The organism is Methylocaldum szegediense (assembly GCF_949769195.1).
GTDB lineage: Bacteria > Pseudomonadota > Gammaproteobacteria > Methylococcales > Methylococcaceae > Methylocaldum > Methylocaldum szegediense.
Map to the genome: position 1 here is coordinate 3,847,021 of NZ_OX458333.1, position 17,601 is coordinate 3,864,621.

Annotated in this window: 20 protein-coding genes; 12 read left to right on the plus strand and 8 right to left on the minus strand. The window is 55.7% G+C overall.

Annotated elements, in window-relative coordinates; genetic code table 11:
* The first annotated feature begins 74 nt into the window (after positions 1 to 74).
* A complete protein-coding gene (locus QEN43_RS16685; protein WP_026609453.1) occupies positions 75 to 479 on the plus strand; it encodes a hypothetical protein in 405 nt (134 codons plus the stop codon).
* 35 nt (positions 480 to 514) lie between these two features.
* On the opposite strand, the gene QEN43_RS16690 is transcribed toward QEN43_RS16685, so the two are convergent.
* The 4 genes from QEN43_RS16690 to QEN43_RS16705 all read right to left on the minus strand — a co-directional run bounded on the left by QEN43_RS16690 (position 515) and on the right by QEN43_RS16705 (position 7,020).
* Positions 515 to 1,528, minus strand: coding sequence for an FAD:protein FMN transferase (locus tag QEN43_RS16690; protein WP_051331479.1), 1,014 nt, complete (start codon positions 1,526 to 1,528; stop codon positions 515 to 517).
* A 31-nt stretch (positions 1,529 to 1,559) separates the two neighbouring features.
* A complete protein-coding gene (locus QEN43_RS16695) occupies positions 1,560 to 3,335 on the minus strand; it encodes an SLC13 family permease (protein WP_026609454.1) in 1,776 nt (591 codons plus the stop codon).
* 92 nt (positions 3,336 to 3,427) lie between these two features.
* Positions 3,428 to 6,250 carry a class I adenylate cyclase gene (locus QEN43_RS16700; RefSeq protein WP_317963426.1) on the minus strand — a complete coding sequence of 941 codons (2,823 nt, stop codon included), beginning with the start codon at positions 6,248 to 6,250 and terminating at the stop codon, positions 3,428 to 3,430.
* The gene (locus QEN43_RS16705; RefSeq protein WP_026609456.1) at positions 6,247 to 7,020 is read right to left on the minus strand and encodes a GGDEF domain-containing protein; all 774 of its coding nucleotides are present in this window, start codon (positions 7,018 to 7,020) and stop codon (positions 6,247 to 6,249) included. Before QEN43_RS16705 ends, QEN43_RS16700 begins: the two co-directional genes overlap by 4 nt.
* A gap of 552 nt (positions 7,021 to 7,572) precedes the next feature.
* On the opposite strand from QEN43_RS16705, the gene QEN43_RS16710 reads away from it, so the two are divergent.
* The gene (locus tag QEN43_RS16710; protein WP_036267936.1) at positions 7,573 to 7,965 is read left to right on the plus strand and encodes a DoxX family protein; all 393 of its coding nucleotides are present in this window, start codon (positions 7,573 to 7,575) and stop codon (positions 7,963 to 7,965) included.
* A gap of 100 nt (positions 7,966 to 8,065) precedes the next feature.
* Here the strand turns inward: QEN43_RS16710 and QEN43_RS16715 are convergent, their stop codons facing one another.
* From QEN43_RS16715 to QEN43_RS16730, 4 genes are all read right to left on the minus strand, one after another.
* On the minus strand, positions 8,066 to 8,545 hold the full coding sequence (locus tag QEN43_RS16715) for a DUF2231 domain-containing protein (RefSeq protein ID WP_026609458.1): 480 nt from the start codon (positions 8,543 to 8,545) through the stop codon (positions 8,066 to 8,068).
* A gap of 114 nt (positions 8,546 to 8,659) precedes the next feature.
* Positions 8,660 to 8,896 (minus strand): hypothetical protein, encoded by a 237-nt coding sequence (locus QEN43_RS16720; protein ID WP_026609459.1) that lies wholly within the window; start codon positions 8,894 to 8,896, stop codon positions 8,660 to 8,662.
* Between the two features lie 39 nt (positions 8,897 to 8,935).
* Positions 8,936 to 9,163: a hypothetical protein gene (locus QEN43_RS16725; protein ID WP_026609460.1), complete on the minus strand. Its 228-nt coding sequence runs from the start codon at positions 9,161 to 9,163 to the stop codon at positions 8,936 to 8,938.
* Positions 9,164 to 9,391: 228 nt separating this feature from the next.
* Positions 9,392 to 10,390 carry a ribonuclease Z gene (locus tag QEN43_RS16730; RefSeq protein WP_317963427.1) on the minus strand — a complete coding sequence of 333 codons (999 nt, stop codon included), beginning with the start codon at positions 10,388 to 10,390 and terminating at the stop codon, positions 9,392 to 9,394.
* A 253-nt stretch (positions 10,391 to 10,643) separates the two neighbouring features.
* Here QEN43_RS16730 and QEN43_RS16735 point away from each other — a divergent pair, with 253 nt between their 5' ends.
* The 10 genes from QEN43_RS16735 (at position 10,644) to smbP (QEN43_RS16780) (ending at position 17,506) form a co-directional block, all read left to right on the plus strand.
* The gene (locus QEN43_RS16735; RefSeq protein WP_026609461.1) at positions 10,644 to 10,865 is read left to right on the plus strand and encodes a type II toxin-antitoxin system Phd/YefM family antitoxin; all 222 of its coding nucleotides are present in this window, start codon (positions 10,644 to 10,646) and stop codon (positions 10,863 to 10,865) included.
* Complete coding sequence (locus QEN43_RS16740) at positions 10,865 to 11,278, plus strand: type II toxin-antitoxin system VapC family toxin (RefSeq protein WP_026609462.1); 414 nt, start codon at positions 10,865 to 10,867, stop codon at positions 11,276 to 11,278. Before QEN43_RS16735 ends, QEN43_RS16740 begins: the two co-directional genes overlap by 1 nt.
* A gap of 350 nt (positions 11,279 to 11,628) precedes the next feature.
* Positions 11,629 to 13,080 (plus strand): SMEK domain-containing protein, encoded by a 1,452-nt coding sequence (locus QEN43_RS16745; RefSeq protein ID WP_026609464.1) that lies wholly within the window; start codon positions 11,629 to 11,631, stop codon positions 13,078 to 13,080.
* Positions 13,081 to 14,502, plus strand: coding sequence for an argonaute/piwi family protein (locus tag QEN43_RS16750; protein WP_026609465.1), 1,422 nt, complete (start codon positions 13,081 to 13,083; stop codon positions 14,500 to 14,502).
* 306 nt (positions 14,503 to 14,808) lie between these two features.
* Positions 14,809 to 15,375: an IMPACT family protein gene (locus tag QEN43_RS16755; RefSeq protein ID WP_026609466.1), complete on the plus strand. Its 567-nt coding sequence runs from the start codon at positions 14,809 to 14,811 to the stop codon at positions 15,373 to 15,375.
* 11 nt (positions 15,376 to 15,386) lie between these two features.
* The gene (locus QEN43_RS16760) at positions 15,387 to 15,803 is read left to right on the plus strand and encodes a CoA-binding protein (protein ID WP_317963428.1); all 417 of its coding nucleotides are present in this window, start codon (positions 15,387 to 15,389) and stop codon (positions 15,801 to 15,803) included.
* A 143-nt stretch (positions 15,804 to 15,946) separates the two neighbouring features.
* Entirely contained in the window at positions 15,947 to 16,351 is a 405-nt protein-coding gene (locus QEN43_RS16765; protein ID WP_026609468.1) for a hypothetical protein, read from the plus strand.
* A 136-nt stretch (positions 16,352 to 16,487) separates the two neighbouring features.
* Positions 16,488 to 16,691, plus strand: coding sequence for a hypothetical protein (locus tag QEN43_RS16770; RefSeq protein WP_026609469.1), 204 nt, complete (start codon positions 16,488 to 16,490; stop codon positions 16,689 to 16,691).
* A gap of 23 nt (positions 16,692 to 16,714) precedes the next feature.
* Positions 16,715 to 17,005, plus strand: a complete 291-nt coding sequence (smbP, locus tag QEN43_RS16775; protein ID WP_162144271.1) for a small metal-binding protein SmbP — start codon at positions 16,715 to 16,717, stop codon at positions 17,003 to 17,005.
* A gap of 162 nt (positions 17,006 to 17,167) precedes the next feature.
* Entirely contained in the window at positions 17,168 to 17,506 is a 339-nt protein-coding gene (gene smbP / locus QEN43_RS16780) for a small metal-binding protein SmbP (protein ID WP_026609470.1), read from the plus strand.
* Positions 17,507 to 17,601: the final 95 nt, after the last annotated feature.

The following is a 17,601-nucleotide window of genomic DNA, read 5'->3' on the forward strand; positions in this document are numbered from 1 at the left end:
TTCACCCGTTGGAACTCACCGCCTGCCGAGGCTCTCGAAAAAACAGCTGCTCGACAACGATCAGGGGACGGTCCGTGCAACGTGCAATTAGCCTGAATTTCCGATTTTCCGTCTGGGTTTCCATCCTAGGCGGCATCTTGGCCTTGAGCAATTTCAGCCTCGTCGTTCCGGATGGCGCGGCGTTCTACGGCCCGATGCGGAACAACCTGTTCCTTGTCGTCGCCTATCTTGTGATCAGCCAGATCGTACTGTGGTACTTCCGGTATCGCCGGAGTAGCCGCAACGAAGTGTTGCTCATGGGACTCATCTTTCTCCTGACGGCGGGCGGCGTAGCGTTTTACGCCCTGCTCAACGAGCTTCCGGTCAGCTTGCTATTCATCCTTGCTCTGGCCTATTTAGGTTTCTCGCACATCCTTTTCTACTTCGCCCCCCGAATTGCGGCCGGATCGGCCGAATACCCTTCCGAACGGAAAAACTGAGGCATGGAACGCAGGAACCCATTCACGTTCAACCGTTACGGCTCGGAAATGCTCGTGAAGCGGCTGCTCATCTGCTCCTTGAGTTCCTGACCGTCCCGATAAATGAACAAGGCTTTAAGACCCTCGGCTTCGGCAATCTTGGGACCCTCGATCTCACCGACGCACAAAAGCGCCGTGGACCATGCGTCCGCTACGGTCGGATCCTCGTTCAGAACGGTGACGGACAGAAGATTGTGCGTCACAGGACGGCCGGTCTTCGGATCGATGATATGGGAGTAGCTTTTCCCGTCCGATTCGAAAAAGTTTCGATAGGTCCCGGAGGTCATTACGGCTGTGCCATTTTCCTGATGAATCTCCAGGATGCGCTGGACCTCCCGGGCCAGCGGCGTGGGTTTTTCGATCGCCACCCGCCATGACGCACCGTTAGCTTTGCGTCCTTTTACTTTCATCTCGCCGCCGATTTCGGCGAGATAATTGTGAATCCCTCGGCTTTCCAGCCGCTCGGCTACGGTAGCCACGGTATACCCTTGCGCGATAGACCCTAGATCGATGCTGAGCTTGGGATCGGCTTTGCGGATACGGCCGTTTTCCGCGTCGACTTCCAACTTGTCCATGCCTACGTGAGCCAGAGTCTGATCGATTTCGCTCTGTTCCGGGACACGATTCTCGTGCCTGGAAAAACCCCACAAGTCGAACAAAGGCTTGACCGTGAGGTCGTAGCAACCCGCCGAGCGGCGGTTGACGTCCTTCGCAATCGCTACTAGTTGGACTATCTCCGGCGAGACCGGAATCCAGTCGGTTGTTTCTTGCCGGTTCACACGAGAGATTTCAGAGTCCTCCCGCCAATTCGACAGCTTTTCGTCGACGATCCTGAATACCTCCTCGACATCGGACTTGATCTGCTCCAGGGGCGTCCCGGCTTGGTCTATGACCATCTTGATGTGGTAAGTGGTGCCTTGAATCGCTCCGGAAAGCTCGATTTCGCCGGCTCGTTCGCAGCCTGCGAACATCAAGACGACCAACAAAAGAGCGATGTTTCGTACGTTCATAAGAAAAAACCGAATGAAACCAGTACACGGCCTAGGGATGAAACGGCCACACCCAGGGGATGATACTCAGCGCCAGAATGCCCATCAAAATGTTCAATGGAACGCCGAAGCGAACAAAATCTCCGAAACGATAACCACCGGGACCGTAAACCATTAAGTTGGTCTGGTAGCCGATAGGCGTGGAAAACCCCATGGATGCACCGAACATGACCGCCACAACGAACGGCCAAAAACTGACGCCCAATTTGTCGGCTATGGCCAAAGCCAAAGGAAACATCAGCACCGCTACCGAGTTGTTGCTGAGCAGCTCGGTCAATATGACCGTCGAGAAATAAAACAGCGCCAGCACCAAAAACGGATTGTCCCCGGCGAGGTTCTGGAGACCCTGCGCGATGCCCGATGCGGCACCGGACACCTCCAAAGCCTTACCGAGACCGAAGGATGCGGCTATGGCCAGCAAGACCTGGCCATCCAAGCTTTTTCGCGCGGTCGGGACCGAACAGCAGCCGGTCAGCAACATGGCCGCGGCACCGAGCATCGCCGCCTTCAGCATGCTCAGCCACTCGAATGACGCGCTCAGCACAACGCAGGCGAGAATCAGCCAGGCTAGGCCTGCGCGTTCGTGACGAACCGGGAGATAATCGGACACCTGACTGATCAGTAGGAAATCGTTGGAATTCCGATGCCGTTCCAAAAATGGCGGGCGAACGTCGAGCAGCAGCGTGTCCGCGGGCTCCAGCCGGATCTCGCCAATCTTGCCGGAGATGCGCTGACCATTTCGCGCCACGGCGATCACCGACCCGCCGTAAACCATGCGGAACCGGCCTTCTTTGATGGTTTTGCCGACCAGCGCGCACTGCGGCGAAACGACCGCTTCGACCAGCACGCGCTCGCGGTGCTTCCTGTCCTCGATGCTGAACGACTGATCGGTCGCAGGGCGCAAGCCTTTGATCCGCTGCAACTCCACTACCGAATCGCTGACGCCGGCAAATATCAAGTGATCGCCGGCCTGGAGACGCTCATAGGGTCCGACCGCCGCCAACACCTCGTCGCCACGCTCGATTTCCACCAGGTAAAGTCCCTGCAAGTGGCGCAGGCCGGCTTCTTCGATCGTTTTGCCCACCAAGCCCCCGTTTTCTTCCACCGTCATCTCTACTGTGTATTCCTTGGGGTTCTCGAACACGGCGCTGGCGGGTTTGCGTTCCGGCAGCCACTTCGGTGCAAACAACAAAAGATAACAAGCGGTGAGAATCGAACACGGAATACCGACCCAGGCAATGTCGAACAAACCCATTCCCGGCTTATCGCTGTGCAGCAAAAGGCCGTTGACGATCAGATTGGTGCTGGTGCCGATCAGAGTGATGGTTCCGCCCACGACTGCGGAGTAGCTGAGCGGAATCAGGAGCTTCGAGGGTGAAATCTGCAAGCGCTTCGCCCAGGTGAGAACGGCCGGCAAGAACACAGCCACCAGGGGCGTATTGTTCATGAAGGCGCTCACCGATGTTACCGGCATAATCAGCCTCAGCAAGGCGCCGCGCAAGGACTTCGGGCGTCCGAGCACGTGTCGGACTAGCATATCGACGCCGCCGGTTTCCCGGATGCCCGCTACCACCACGTACATCAAGGCGACGGTGATCATGCCCTCGTTGGAAAAACCGCTCAAGGCTTGCTCGGCCGTCAGCACGCCCGTCACAAGCAGCACCACGACGCCGCCCAGCAGTATCAGCTCGGGTGCGGCGGCGGTTGACAGCATCAAGGTCAAACATCCCAGGACCACGCCGACCGCCAGCCACGCCTGTTCACTCATACCGTTTTTGCCTCGGAAAATTGGGTTACCGTTCAAAAACGGTCAATTTTAGACGGGAATCAAATTTCAAAGAAGAATAAAAGTACTCTTTTTTATAACTTTATAACGTTGGGGCTTAACCGCTCTTCGATCTTCTGCTTGAACTTGAGGAAATGGATCGTTTGTAACTCATCCGGTGAACTCACGCCTAAGACCGAGAGCGGAAGGTCGATACTGGTGATATAGATGGGATAGCGTTCTCCGCTGCGACGCAGCCTTATGATATAAGCGGCCGCCCTGGCGAATACGTCCTGTCCCCCGTCCATGGAAGTGAACTCTAACTCGTTGCAGAAGATGGTGTAGGTAACGCGTCCCGGTGCCGTCTCCCGCGCTAACACTCGGATTTTGAACGCGAAACTCGCTGAATCGGGCTGGAAACCGGCGGATTTCACGGTATAACCCTCGAGCGGGTCGCGTTCCACCAAATAATATTCGGTCCCGCTGACGGCAAGTGCGTAGCGTTGCAGGATGTCGCCGAGGAACAAGGCGTAGGGACCGAGTACAAGCTGAGATCCGACGGGTTCGTGGGTCCGCTGGAACAGCGAGCCCCGCTCGTCCAGAATGTAGATCTTCACTAACCCGGATTCCGGTTGACAAAAGACCTGAATGATCCCTGGCCGGTTATGGCCGTAGATCACGGGCAAAGGGTCGTGTTCCAGGGTGTTACGGTCGAAGACGACCGGTGAAAACGCCAGTCTGGGCGCGGATAGCTCGGTATACAAACGCTCCAAATCGGGCACGCCCCAATAACGGACGCTGGTTCCACTTTTATCGAATAAAAAGAACTCCGAACCGCCTCTCAGAACATAGCGCAGGGACGGTTCGGCCCGCGAAAACGCCTTCCGCAAATCCCGATAAAGCTCCTTGACTCGGAGGGAAATGGTCCGGGCACGTCCGGGGACGAAACAGAAGCACTCGAAGTGCATTTCCTCAGAGAGCGGTTCGTTCATGAGTTCCGCCAGGCAATCGAAAAAGCCGGTCAAACCTTGGTAACGCTTCACCAGAGTTTCCCGCCATGACGTCAAAATGACGGCATCGACTTGGTGGATCAGGTTGGATCGGTCGTGGCCATAACTCAGCGCATCGTGGCGATTGCTGGCCAGTCGGAGTCCGTCTGGACGGCTGGCGTCGACATCAATGCCGAGATTGACGAATAGTGCTGCAGCGATCACACGTGGAGCCTGGGCATAGTCGTCGAGATGGTCCGGCTTGCGATCGTGCGCGCCCAGAAAGCTGTTCAGCGCGCGCAAATTGTTCTTGAGTTCCGACAGCGTCAACGCGCTTTCGACGGTTTCCAGCAAGAGACTTGCGCGCCGGTCGTATAGGCCATTGAGTGATAGCCAAGCCAGCAGCTCGACCAGACTGTGCGTCTTTTTCAAGTACCGCGACTTGCCCGAATCGGCCGACGTGACTAGCCCGGGGTATAAGATCCATCCCAGCTCGCCGTCTGCCAGCCGCACTTCGTGCAAAGAGAAATTCTTCGGCTCGATGCGGTCACCGCTATCCAGAATGAGTTTTTCTACTTTGCCGGGTTTAGGCTCCAGGGCGGCGGAAAGCCTGCGTCCCAGAAGCTTTATTTCTTCTCCGGCGAGACCGCCGATGTTGGTGTGCTCTGAGGCGAGCCACTGCACAGTGCGATAGCTTCGGGTCAATTCACGGCCGATGACTTTTTGCTCATCCAATGCCTCGAACACGTTCCAATGGCTACGCTCGTTGAGTTCGTAGACGCGTTGCGGCGACCATCGCCAGGCGTGGGCCATGGCGTCCAGGATACTTTGCCGCCGCCGCTTCTCCGCTTCCGCGCCGCTCCCGAGCCTTACCAGTTCGTTGAGCTTGAGATAAAAGCATTGGCGTGCCAGTTCAAGCCGTTCGCTCTCCTCCCGTGCCGACAAATACCGCTCCACCTCCCGATACATGAGGATGTAGGGGTCGAGCTCGCCGTCATCCAGATTTCCCTCGTACACCGCGGCCTTGAGGCGGGTACAGAGCCACCGGGTACGGGGATACTGGTTGGCGTAACTTTCCATCAGAAACAGCTTGAGCAAGGATTTGTGAGGCGCGTCGATCGCCTTGTGCAAATGCCAAAGCGTGCCGCCTATGAATTCGTCCAGCGGAACGACCTCGAGTCCCCCGAAATCGATAAAATCGGTTTCGTTGACGAACCGTTTTTCTTGCAAGTGGGTCAAGTATTCCAAATATCGATCCTCGAACTCCGGCGGAACCAGCCACCAGGCAGCGGCGCGACCGGCCAGCCAGATGCCGGTGCGGTAGAACTCCTCCAGCAAGAGATGGTGCTGTACGCTGCCGCAGCTCTCCGTTGATATGGGTGTGCCCACGCCGAGACGGAAGCGCTCGCTATCGGCTAAGAAGATATGGACCTTTAACCCCAGCGACTGCGCCCAATTTTCGATGCCGGTCGCTTTGCGGCGCAATTCGTCCAATTGGCTCGAGTCCAAAGAGCCAGAGTGACATAGCCAGATGTCGAGATCGCTTTTCTGCGAATACGCAACGCTGCTGACGCTCCCCATCAGATAAATCGCATGGATCGGATAATCCGAAAGGGCGCGCCGCTTGTATTCGAAAGTTTTGGTCAGGCGTTTGGCGGCGAGCAGCGCTCGACGACCGGGAGAATAATCCGGAATGCCGGCTGGCGTCTCGGAGGACACGTAACCGGGCAGTAGCGGGTAGTTGCAATGAAACAGCAAAGGAAGCAAATCCAGGAAGCTCCGCTGACGCGGCGTCTGATGCGCCTGGATACGCTGTAATTGAAAACGGTGTAGATTCTGGAAGCGCCGAACGATCGCCGCGAGACTCTTCCGATCGATGTCCTCGCCCGGGCCGCCAAGCTTTATGGGCCGCAAAGCGCTCTTGGTCACGCGGTTTTAGGCCCGTTCGAACAAGAATAAAGACGCCGAACGAGCTTGCGGGCGTCGTCGCCTTTTTGCCAGGACGTGACTGCGCAATCGATACGCCACGCTCCCGTGCCGAGCAAAGGCATGCGTTCCCGGCCGAACCGGGCGGCTAGCGACTCCGCATGAGTGCCGGGGGTCTCGGGAAGAACTAACAGGAATGTTGTCTCATCGAGACGGCCGATCTGGTCGGTCCATCGTAGCTGCGAGTTGAACTCCTGGACGATGTCGCGCAGCGCGGTTTCCTTCAGCGCGGCGTCGTGGCGCGGCTGCAGCGAGACGCGAATCACCGACAAGGCGTTGCCGTAGCGTCGGCTGCGACTCACGTGCCCATCCAGGGCCTGAAGAACGGCATTCCGGTTCAAGACCCCGGTCTCCGGGTCCCGAGTGGTCAAGGCATTTACCAAGGCTTGAAGCCGTCCGCGCTCTGCCTCGATCCGCACTTCTTCCGTCACGTCCATGAAAAAGCATGCTTCGAGCCCATCGGCAAGCAACGCTCGCTCGCGCTGCAGCCAGATCGCGCCGGCAGGACGCGTGACGCAAATCCGGTCGTGCTCGCCGAAGAGAACAGCCAGCCCGATATCCTCCGCAGCTTTGGGAAGCGAGCCAAGGATCCGATTCCGCACCAGATCGAACCACCCTGCCAAACGCTCGTTTATCCACAAGATTCGCCGCTCCCGCATGATTGCAACGCCCATGGGCGCACGATCCAGCGCCTCGGCCAAGGCTTTCTGCATGCCATCGTCCCCAGTGAATCGTTGAACAGGTCTATTTTTAATAACCCAGCCTATAAATATAGGCCGGGTTAATCCGGGGCAGGATATTTACGGGCCGCCGCCGAAAGTTCTGCCGGCCAAACGCCTCCGGGATTTGTCTGACAAGCGTCGGAACGGCGAGTCAAGCCCATGCACCCGATCCGGAGTCCGCTCGATTGCATCCGACTGGATGACGACCTCGGTCGAGCGACATTCATCGCCGACTAATAAGGCCACAGTGAGACAACGATCATCACGACGTCGCTCGAAAGTCCCGCCTTCTCTCGTGAGTAGTCCGGCCTACTTTAGCTCGTCGACTCCGAGGGCGCAGTGCGCACGATTTCATGCATAAAGGAATCTCTAGCTCTGTTCTTCGATAGGCCCAGGAAGACCTTCACGGGCTCAGGACAAGCTTGTCGATGTTGTCTTGAGCTCTTGTCGAAGGGCAGAATCCACTTGTTCGGAGCTTCCCATGAGTGATATAGAAACGGACACTTAATCTGGCAAAGCACCCATTTTTTCGAAGGAGGTCGCATGTCCGAAAACCTGTCCCGTTACGCCGAACTCGCCGGGCGGATTTTCATATCCATCATTTTTTTGTTGTCGGGTTTCAACAAAATCGGCGGCTTTGCCGGAACCCAAGCCTACATGGAATCGATGGGAGTGCCGGGAATGCTGCTGCCGCTAGTGATCGTGTTGGAAATAGGTGGTGGATTGGCCGTCATGCTCGGCTGGTATACCCGATGGTTTGCTCTCGCGCTCGCCGTTTTTTCCGTTGCAGCGGCTTTGCTCTTTCACTTCAACTTCGAAGACAAAATGCAAAGCATCATGTTTCTGAAGAACATCGCGATCGCCGGAGGCTTCATGGTCATTTTTGCCCATGGCCCTGGCGATCTGAGTTTGGATAAGAGACTGGGACGCACCTAATTGATCAGGCCCGTAAGCGCCGTTCTTCGGCTTTCGGGCCAGTGCCCAGGCCGGTCCGCGCCGCCGGCCTGGGCTCTCGCGGCGCGTTGCCGCGCCTATCTCACTGCGTCAGCCGCTTGGACAGCGAACTCGGCGCGTTCAAATCAGCGTCGTCATCCACACCCACACCCAGCCGGTCGACCAATTCGCCGCCGAGCCACCCGGTGATCAGGACCAGGGCGAAACCGGCAAACGACAGAACGAACGCCCACGGTCCGGGAAAATCGATATTCCGCCGAAGCCACCAACTGCCTATGAAAAGCAGCAGCACCACCACGTTGCCGGCGCCGTGCATCAGTCCGACATACTTGGCACGGGTATTAGGCGGTATGGCCATCCAATCTTTCAAACCAAAGGGGGCAGCAATCAGCCCGCCGAGTATCCCTGCCGCAATCATCCAGTAGGAGACCGTTACGAAGTTTGGCGAACCCGTCACCAGATAAATGATGTCGAAGACGACGGCAGTGGACAGCAGCCCGAGCGGAAAAACGATCAGTATCGGGTGAGCCGGATGGCCGAGAATCTTGGCTTTGCTTTGCATATTGCCTCCTTGGAACTGAAATATCGGTTGCCCAACTGAAAAGCTCACGGGGCGTTGTCGCAACCGCGGTCTTGTTGTCGGCGGCCCTACGAAACGTCCAGCGAGCCCGTGGATTTACGATTCCCTCCAAACGATCTCCATGCCTTCCCTGTTACCCAAGGCCGTCCGCAACAGCCCAATCAACCCTCGATCAACTCCCTGTTCCTCCAAGAACTCCAGTTCGGCCCGACTGATGAAATAATCCCTGTCGGTCGCGCTTTCTTCTTCTAAAGCATCTATCAACTGCTGAAGCTGTTGGTCGCCGATTTCTCCGACAAAAGCACCGGTTTCCTTGTCGTGAAGCGTTACCATCGCCGTCTCTCCTATCGGTCGTTGAGCCGTTCGGCCGGCTTACTGCTTTTGACCAGCAAGAAACTGAGCTGTTACCACAACCACGGGCCTGTCCTGAAATTTCCCTGCAGTCGTCACCACACCATCCGGTTTGAGCCGCTCGTCGTTGCTCGTCAACGAGAGCCATGGCGATTCCTGCCTAGGAGTAAACGGGGTTGATACAGCCCGATCCGACCCTGTTACGCCACGGTGATAGAAGGCATCGGTGACAGCGACGATGACTGCCATGGGGTGCTGTCGTGCTGGTAAACAAGAAGCCGACCTTGTTCACCAATTGCTCCTGAGACCACAACCGTCAGGTTAATCGCTGAACGGTTTATTAAGTGGTGGGCAATCCTTAGCCGGTTCGTGCCCTGAAGATCATTGCATTGCCTCCTCCCAAATATCCGGGCCGGTCTCTCTCAAGGAGCGCCGAGCGCGGGCCTGCTGAGCTTTTCGAGCGCGCAATTTTATCGATCAGCCGCGAAACGCTTGCTCGAATTCTTCCCTAAGCTCGTATTCGCGGTCGTGGTAGATCGGCGAGAAATGAAACGGCACCGGGAATTTGACGGCGGCACGGCGAGCTAGGCTTCCTGCCTGGCGAGCGGTCAGGTGGTATTTCTGCGCGGCGCGTTCGGTAAGCGCGTCGCCGAACACCGCTTCGATGAAAAACTGGTCGGCGCCCGTCGCCAAGCGAACGATGCGTTCGGCGTTGGCCTCGTGATATATGGCATCGGTCACGTAAGCGATTTTCTGTCCGGTGGAGATGTGAGCGATGGTTCCAGCGAGATCGTCCAGGCAATACGTCATCTCGCCGCCCCCCTGACGCCTCGCGACGATCGGCGTATCACCGGGTAGGCCCGCGAGCACGGCGTGCTTGAAACCCTGAAGCCAAGGACCGGGCTCCAGCTTCATCTCGTTCAGGCGGTTCTTTCGGATATTGACGTGCAGCTTTTCTTGGAGCGCAAACGCGAGACACGGGATTTTGTGATCCAATAGGCTGAACCGCACCGTGAGATTTTCCTCGTCAAGCAGCACACAGTCGCGAATGGTCCATTCGTAGCCGTTTTCGCGGCGAAAGCCGCTTTGGCAACGGAAACGGGCGCTGCGCGCCTCGGTTTCGCTCAAAATCTCGGTCACGTCTAGGGTGAAATCGGTGTCGTAGTTTTCCACCAGATTCCAGGTATAACCCGCAAGCTTGGCTTCCACCTGACCGAGAAAACCGGCCGGCCCGAACAAACGGATGCGGATGTCGCGACCGAGGCACAGGCGCAGCAGCCAATCGAACCCGAAGAAATGGTCCATGTGCGCATGGGAAACAAAGATGTCGCGTACCTTGAGGATTTTCCGCGTCGCCAGATTCCGCAAATCACCCAGATCGAACAGCAAGGCGCGCTTTTCGAATAAGAAATCTACATAAACCGCCGGATCGCCGAAAACATCGTTCACCAGCGCGGGGTGGAACACAGGCTTCATGGAAGTCTCTCTTTTTATAAACCCTAAATTCGGCTACGGCATGATGGGTTTAAGGCACGATATTTAGACTCACCGGTTCGACCTGTTTCAGCTCAGTATGTCATCTAAAAAGGGAGGCGTGCCAATAGAACATGCGTGAGGTCACGTACCAGTTCATGTAGGCTGACGATATATGCCCAGCAGTTCTATCGGAAACGGCGGACGGTTTACACATTTATGTACACTTATGTACATTTCCTGTTGGAGAATGCATATGCGTGAGACCACCTTTACCGAGCTTCGCAAACATGCCAAGGCGTTTTTCGACTTGGTCGAGGCAGGGGAAACCGTGCGCGTGCTACGCAACGGAAAACCCATCGCGGAGATCAATCCTATTCGTGCGGAGCTCCCTTCCTGGAAACGGCGCCCGGCGCGTCCGCTCGCCATCGGTGGCAAAGAGATCAGCCGGCTGATTCTAGACGAACGCGGTGAGTGATGCGCGTCTATTTCGACTCCTCCGCCTTCGCCAAGCGGTATATCGACGAAGCGGGCACGGCGGAGGAACTGGCCTGGTGCGAGCGGGCGAGCGAACTGGCCCTTTCTGTCGTTGCCATTCCCGAACTGATTTCGGCCTTCTGCCGTCTACAACGAGAAGGACGCATCACCGAGACCCAATATCAGATCATCAAGAGCGATTTGATGGCAGATATCGCCGACGCTCTCATTTGCGACACCACGCCGCAGGTTGTCCAATACGCGGTAAAAACCCCCGAGTCCCACCTCCTGCGGGGCATGGATGCCATCCACCTGGGCGCTGCGCTGGCCTGCGCAGCCGAAGTCTTCGTTTCGGCCGACGCCCGCCAATGCCGCGCGGCTGAAGGTCTCGGCTTCCAGGTGGTGGCCTTGTGACGATGTATTCTCGCGTTAGCCTCTAGTTCGACACCCTTGGCACGGAAGGCGGTCTGCGGCTTGCCCAACTTTTCCGAAACTGGCCTGCAAGCGCTTTTGCAGCTGCGGCACTCTGGCGATTTCACCGCGGGCCGGGGGCTGGTTCGTGCAGCCGCGCTGGCACGGAGCGTACCCCCAGAGAAGCTTCATGGTCTCGCTCACGAAGATTTCTGTCTCGATCGAGAATAGATGCGGAGCGAAAGCTACCCGTTCGAAACCTTGCGCGTACTCAAGAGCAACGAAAAAATTCGGCATTCCTCCTTGGCATCTGGTGCCCGAAACGTGGGATACGTTAATAGGGGCGAGATAAGGTGAAACACCTCAATTTAATCGACGAATTCCGGACCCTTCTAGCGCAACTCCGCCGCGAAGTGGAATCGGCCAGCGCCATGCAGCTCTATGATACCCACAAGGTCGCCGAACAGGTAATCTGCGGTGTAATGCGCGAACTTTATGGGTTTACCGGACTACGTAATTTGAATGCCGAGCACGGCAATTTTCCGGGTATCGATCTTGCTGATGATGTCGGTCGAATCGCAGTACAAGTGACAGCCACCCCGGATCTCCCAAAGATAAAAGACACTCTGAAGACGTTTTTGAAGCACGGCTTACACGAGCGTTACGACCGCCTCATCGTTTATATCCTCACAGTCAAGCAAGACGGCTATTCGCAATCAGCCATTGATGCAATCACAAATGGCTATTTCTCTTTTTCAGCAGATACCGACATAGTTGACTATCGTGATCTGTGCGGGCGCGTACCGTTCGCTTCGCCTGCACAATTGCAGGCAGCAATAAACGTTCTCAAGACTTATCTTCGAGGAATTCCGGTTGGACTGGCTGATGAGGATATCGACCCGCCAGCAGAACCTTCGGAGGTACTGATCGGGAACCTCGTGGAACTTTATTTCCCCAACGTGATTTACGTCGCCCAGGTCGCTAACGAAATCATGGAGAAACATAGAAAGGGGAGATCGCGCAACCTAAGGCAAACCGTTGGTGAGTTTTGCCGGCAAGCGATGACACCAGTCCCATCCACCTATGTAACCTACAATGACATCTTAATTACGTTTTTTGACCTGAATACTGCCGATCACCCTTATCGATCCGTAATCGAAGAGGGGACTGCCGAGAAAATATCTGCCCGAGAATTCTGGGGAATCGACGAAAACCACGAAAGAGTGTTCAAATCGCTGCTGCGTTTTTCACTGCAGCACAGACTCTACTCAGAGCGGGTCGCATGGTACAACGACGAAAAGCTGTTCGTATTTTTGCCACGCAATGCGGATGATGATGTGCGTGAGGAGATGTGGCAAGGTAACAGGCATTCCACTCGCAAGGTATTCGAACGGAAATATGGTGAGAAGAATACCTCTATCGTACTGATGCAAAAACACCTGGCATTTTCTGTGGATTTCCACCGCTTGGCCTCCGATTGGCTGATGTCAATCACGCCGACGTGGTTCTTTAGTTACGGCAAGGACTTCAAGAAATCGGGTTACGGCAACATCAATCTAGGTTGGCTCAAACGCAAAGAGAACAATCGTGCCGTACTGAATCACTTTCGTTTTCTTGTTGAGTGGTTGAAGTCTATCGACACGGATGACCTTTTCTCGGAAAGAGGCAAGCGCGATTCCTTTCTGTCATTCGGGGACTGCGTCGCCTTAAAGGGCGCCCCCTTCTTGGACGAAACGCTCTGGGAGCCGCTTCCCGACGAATCAGAGCACGATGATCCGCCTTCTATACAAAAGCTGTTCGGTTAAATGAAGCTGTTGTTCATTAAAGAGCCGCGTCTGCAATTCGCCGAAGGCGAGCATGTGTGCCCGCGCAGAGGCATTTCCACCTATGGCGTCTATGACAAGCACTCCCAGACGAGACGCACGCGCATCCATCTCGGAGTAGTCGGCACGCCGCATGACTTGGAAGTGATGGCGCATTGGCTTCACAGAATGGAAACACCTATCGCCGGTTCCGCCGACGAGCGCAAGACCAATCGCTCTCTCGGATTCTGCGGATTTAATGAAGACATGGGCTTTCACGCGAAGCTGATTTTCAACCAGGACTTACAGAGACCGCTCCGCAAGACGGATATCGAAGAGATCTGCCGAATCAAAGATCGTACCGATCGGATCGAGAAAGCACTCAAGCTCTATTATGAAGAAGTCAAGTTCCTGGCGCAGAACAGGCCAGTCGATGTGATTACCTGCGTGCTGCCGAAAAACCTATACGATTCCGTCAGCAAAGACTCCCCCCAGGAAGAAGAGGAGCAGCTTGAGACCAGTATATCTATTCCCGTTGAATTGAATTTCCGCAGGGCATTGAAGGCGAAGACCATGCACCTCGGGAAACCGTTGCAACTCATTCGTGCGTCGTCCCTCGACTCAAATGGGCCAGGTCTGCAAGACGATGCGACTAAAGCTTGGAATCTCGCCACAGCACTCTATTACAAGGCGGGTGCAACAAATCCGTGGCGCTTAGCAAGCGAAGCTACGCGCCCACAATCCTGCGCATTGGGTGTGGCATTTTACCGTAGTCGCGACAAGACGACGCTGAACACGAGTTTGGCACAGATCTTTGATGAATTGGGGAACGGACTAATACTTCGTGGAACACCTGTACATCTCGATAAGGAAGACAGAATACCGCGGCTCACCGACGAGCAAGCTTTTACCTTATTCCGAGAGGCGCTAGACGAATATTGGAATGCTTTACGCAATTATCCTGCCAGAGTAGTTATCCATAAGTCGTCGAACTTCACTGACACTGAGATCGATGGGTTTACACAAGCGGCTAAAGAACTCCGTATCGACACCGTCGACTTTGTTACCATTCTGGATTCCAAGTTCCGGCTATTTCGCAACGGAAACTATCCACGGTATCGTGGGACATGTCTCAAAATCGATGAAGGCAGGCATGTGCTCTACACGCGCGGTTCGGTTTGGTATTACCGCATGTATCCGGGACTGTACGTGCCTCAACCCCTTGAGCTTCGGGTGGTCCACTCGGAACAATCATCCGAGTTCCTGGCAAAAGAAGTCATGGGCTTGACAAAAATGAACTGGAATAACACTCAGTTTGACGGCAAATATCCGATCACGCTCAGCTGCGCAAGAAAAGTTGGCGAAATCTTGAAATACCTGGACGATAACGACAAACCGCAGATTCGCTATGGCTATTATATGTAGGAGGGATTGAAAGCACGAAACATACCGCGAGTCGGAAAACGCAATAAATCCCCGTCGCATATACCACGCCATTTGGCGCAAGTCTAAGAGTGTCGCGGCCGGAACGCGCGATTGGAACCCTTGGTCTACCTAAACAGGTATCAATGGGATCGGCCAAGAGCAATTTCTTGTTTGATACGCCGGATATTTACAGCCGACAGCAGCCCAGTTCCTAAGCATTTTCACAGAAATCGACCGCTCCTCGTCGATAGAAGCATAATGATCCCGTGCGGGATTTTAGATTCGCGACTTCAGTATTTCTAAACGATGTATCTCATTGAAAAAGGATCGGAATCGAGCTTCACCGTCAATCATTCACGCTTCATCGGCTACGCCTTGCCGTGTGCGGACGAATCGCAGTTGAGGGTGCGGCTGGCTGAGATTGCGTCGACACATCCGAACGCACACCACCTCGCCTTTGCCTACCGGATCAAGACCGAGCACGGCATCATCGCCCATTTCAGCGATGCCGGTGAACCGAGCGGGACGGCGGGCAAACCGATACTCGCGCATATTTCCGGTTTTGATGTCGTCAACGCTCTGGTTGCGGTCGTCCGTTACTTCGGCGGCGTGAAGTTGGGGGCAGGGGGATTGGTTCGCGCTTATGGCGGGACCGCAAAAATGGCTTTGGAAAGCGCTTCCCTGATACCGTATGTCGAATATGCCGAAGTCAGACTGACCATTGATTATCCGAAGTTTCAAGCTCTGACTTATCGGGTGGAAAAAGCGGGCGGCGAGATCGTGTCGCGCGCGTTCGGTGAGCGAATAGACCTGATTGTACGGGTGCCGGCATCCGAAGCGCCGGCCATCGCTCGGCAGTTTGATGATTCATAAGCTTCAGTGAAATGACCGTTTTGTCGCCCGATACTGTACTGAGCATTTTGAGTGCCCCGAATACTGTGATCGCGGTGGTTGGCGCGACGGACAATCAACGGAAATTCGGCTACGCCATCTACCGTGATCTCAAGCGCAAGGGGTACAAAGCCTATGCAGTCAACCCAAATCGCACCTCGGTCGACGGCGACCCAGCTTATCCGGACCTTGCGCGACTTCACGGCAAACCGGATCTGGTCAATTTCGTCGTTCCGCCCGAGGTGACCTTGTCCGTGTTGAAACAGTGTCTCGATCTGGGACTGAAAAACGTCTGGCTGCAACCCGGAGCGGAAAGCCCGGAAGTGCTGGAATTTCTCTCAGCCCACGGATTCAACTATCTTGTCAACACCTGCATCATGGTGGAGAGCCGAATCAAGCGCTTGACCTAAATCCACTTGTGTCGTGCCACACTGGGCAACCTAGCGTTCTTAGTAAATTTCCCTAGAGACGGGAAAACCCTCCATGTGTTAACAATGAATTTCCCGGCCAAACCGGAAACAAGGAACGAACTTTGGTGCAAAGGAGGCCCGCCATGCCCTCGAAACTTCCACTTTGCCTATTCGTAGGCGCATTCACTTCGTCGCTAAGCCTGAATCCGGCTATCGCCGCTAGCAATCTCTCGGGCACGGCCACCTATGTCAGGGCCGATTCTCAGAACCGCACCATGAACGGCGATATCATCGAACTCGTCAGAGAAGTAGCCGGTCGGGAGGGCAGCGAAAACGGAAAGTCGGGTACCGGTAAGCTCAAGAACGGCGAACGCCGCATGCAGGAAGAGATGAAACGCCGGGGTACGGAAGAGATGAAACGCCGCGGCACCGAAAGCACGCCCTCCAAAAAAGGCCCACGAGGAACTCCCGAAGGCCGGACGCCGGCCCCGGAAGAGCCGGTGACGCCTGAAGATATGCCCAAACCGGATACGGGTGGCTTCGAATGAGCCTGTAACCGCTTTCGTGACGGGAAAGCGACGGGCGAAATGAGGCGCTCCCTAGCCAAGAACAGAGGACACCCCTGACCGTTGCCCGCTACCACACCAACTGAGCGGGTCGAACGGCTTTCACAGAGGGACAACGATGCACCGTAAATTCTTGCTTTGTCTGCTTGCGAGCCTATTCGCGCAGACGCTGCATTTGGCCATGGCCGCTGGCAACTTTGGAGACACCCCGCGTGATTACGCGCAGTCGCAAACCGAAACCGGCCAAAGCGGAACGGGCGTTCGCGGGACGACCGGTGAGGACACAGGAGGCGGTCAGCCTTATACCGGGGTGCCGGTATGATCGGAACCGGTGGAAAGGGTAAAGTGGAAACACCGGCACAGGGTGGCACGGAGGCTCATGTCGAAGAAGCAATCAAGCACGCCAAAGCCGCCGTCGATAGCGGCAAAAAGGGCGATGCCGAAGGTGTCGCCAAACACGCAGGCGCAGCAAAGCCTCATGTCGAAGCCGCCATTCAGCAGAACCCCAATGAACATCTGACCGCCGCGATGAAAAGCCTGGACAGCGCAATCGAGCACAGCCGCATGGGGCATGCCGATATGGCGGGGCAGGCTGCAGAAGAGGCGGTATCCCATCTCAAAAAGGCAAAGGAATAAGGGGGTTTTATGGCATCGCGAAGAAACCGCGGATCGACCGGCATTCCCTTGGCGTCTGCCGTTTTTGTATCAATGATGGACTTCAAGATGCCGTCATGATATTTATAGCCTGTCCCATAACGGGGCAGTCCAATAAAAACAACCCTTAATGGAGGAATGGTTATGCGTGGAAAGATCGTAACCGGGCTTCTTGCCGGTCTGTTCACATTATCCCTGGGTTTCAGCGCCGTTGCTGCCGAAGATCACAAAGCGGAAGCGATGAAACACGCCCAAGCTGCCGCTGACAGTGGCAAGCAGGGCAACGCCAAGGGCGTGGCCGAGCATGCGGAGGCCGCGAAAACGCATGCGGCAGCGGCTAATCAGGAAAACCCCAACCCGCATTTGGATGCGGCAATCAAGAGCCTCGACAGTGCGATCGAACACGGCAATATGGGGCATGCCGACGTCGCTGGAAAAGCGGCCGAGGAGGCGATAACCCATCTGAACGCCGTTAAACAGTAATCGCCACGCGATGTAGTTTTTTCAACCCGCCTGCAACTTAGGCGGGAATTCCTGGGTACGGATGTGCCGACGGCCCGAAAAACCAAGGGTTGTTT

What these genes read in the sequence shown, in the direction of transcription:
- QEN43_RS16770 (WP_026609469.1), top strand. Translation starts at nt 16,488, where the DNA reads ATGCACCGTAAATTCTTGCTTTGTCTGCTTGCGAGCCTATTCGCGCAG.
- QEN43_RS16755 (WP_026609466.1), top strand. Translation starts at nt 14,809, where the DNA reads ATGTATCTCATTGAAAAAGGATCGGAATCGAGCTTCACCGTCAATCAT.
- QEN43_RS16705 (WP_026609456.1), bottom strand. Translation starts at nt 7,020, where the DNA reads ATGCAGAAAGCCTTGGCCGAGGCGCTGGATCGTGCGCCCATGGGCGTT.
- smbP (WP_026609470.1), top strand. Translation starts at nt 17,168, where the DNA reads ATGCGTGGAAAGATCGTAACCGGGCTTCTTGCCGGTCTGTTCACATTA.
- QEN43_RS16765 (WP_026609468.1), top strand. Translation starts at nt 15,947, where the DNA reads ATGCCCTCGAAACTTCCACTTTGCCTATTCGTAGGCGCATTCACTTCG.
- QEN43_RS16720 (WP_026609459.1), bottom strand. Translation starts at nt 8,896, where the DNA reads ATGGTAACGCTTCACGACAAGGAAACCGGTGCTTTTGTCGGAGAAATC.
- QEN43_RS16695 (WP_026609454.1), bottom strand. Translation starts at nt 3,335, where the DNA reads ATGAGTGAACAGGCGTGGCTGGCGGTCGGCGTGGTCCTGGGATGTTTG.
- QEN43_RS16725 (WP_026609460.1), bottom strand. Translation starts at nt 9,163, where the DNA reads ATGGCAGTCATCGTCGCTGTCACCGATGCCTTCTATCACCGTGGCGTA.
- QEN43_RS16710 (WP_036267936.1), top strand. Translation starts at nt 7,573, where the DNA reads ATGTCCGAAAACCTGTCCCGTTACGCCGAACTCGCCGGGCGGATTTTC.
- QEN43_RS16750 (WP_026609465.1), top strand. Translation starts at nt 13,081, where the DNA reads ATGAAGCTGTTGTTCATTAAAGAGCCGCGTCTGCAATTCGCCGAAGGC.
- QEN43_RS16740 (WP_026609462.1), top strand. Translation starts at nt 10,865, where the DNA reads ATGCGCGTCTATTTCGACTCCTCCGCCTTCGCCAAGCGGTATATCGAC.
- QEN43_RS16760 (WP_317963428.1), top strand. Translation starts at nt 15,387, where the DNA reads ATGACCGTTTTGTCGCCCGATACTGTACTGAGCATTTTGAGTGCCCCG.
- QEN43_RS16715 (WP_026609458.1), bottom strand. Translation starts at nt 8,545, where the DNA reads ATGCAAAGCAAAGCCAAGATTCTCGGCCATCCGGCTCACCCGATACTG.
- QEN43_RS16690 (WP_051331479.1), bottom strand. Translation starts at nt 1,528, where the DNA reads ATGAACGTACGAAACATCGCTCTTTTGTTGGTCGTCTTGATGTTCGCA.
- QEN43_RS16735 (WP_026609461.1), top strand. Translation starts at nt 10,644, where the DNA reads ATGCGTGAGACCACCTTTACCGAGCTTCGCAAACATGCCAAGGCGTTT.
- QEN43_RS16730 (WP_317963427.1), bottom strand. Translation starts at nt 10,390, where the DNA reads ATGAAGCCTGTGTTCCACCCCGCGCTGGTGAACGATGTTTTCGGCGAT.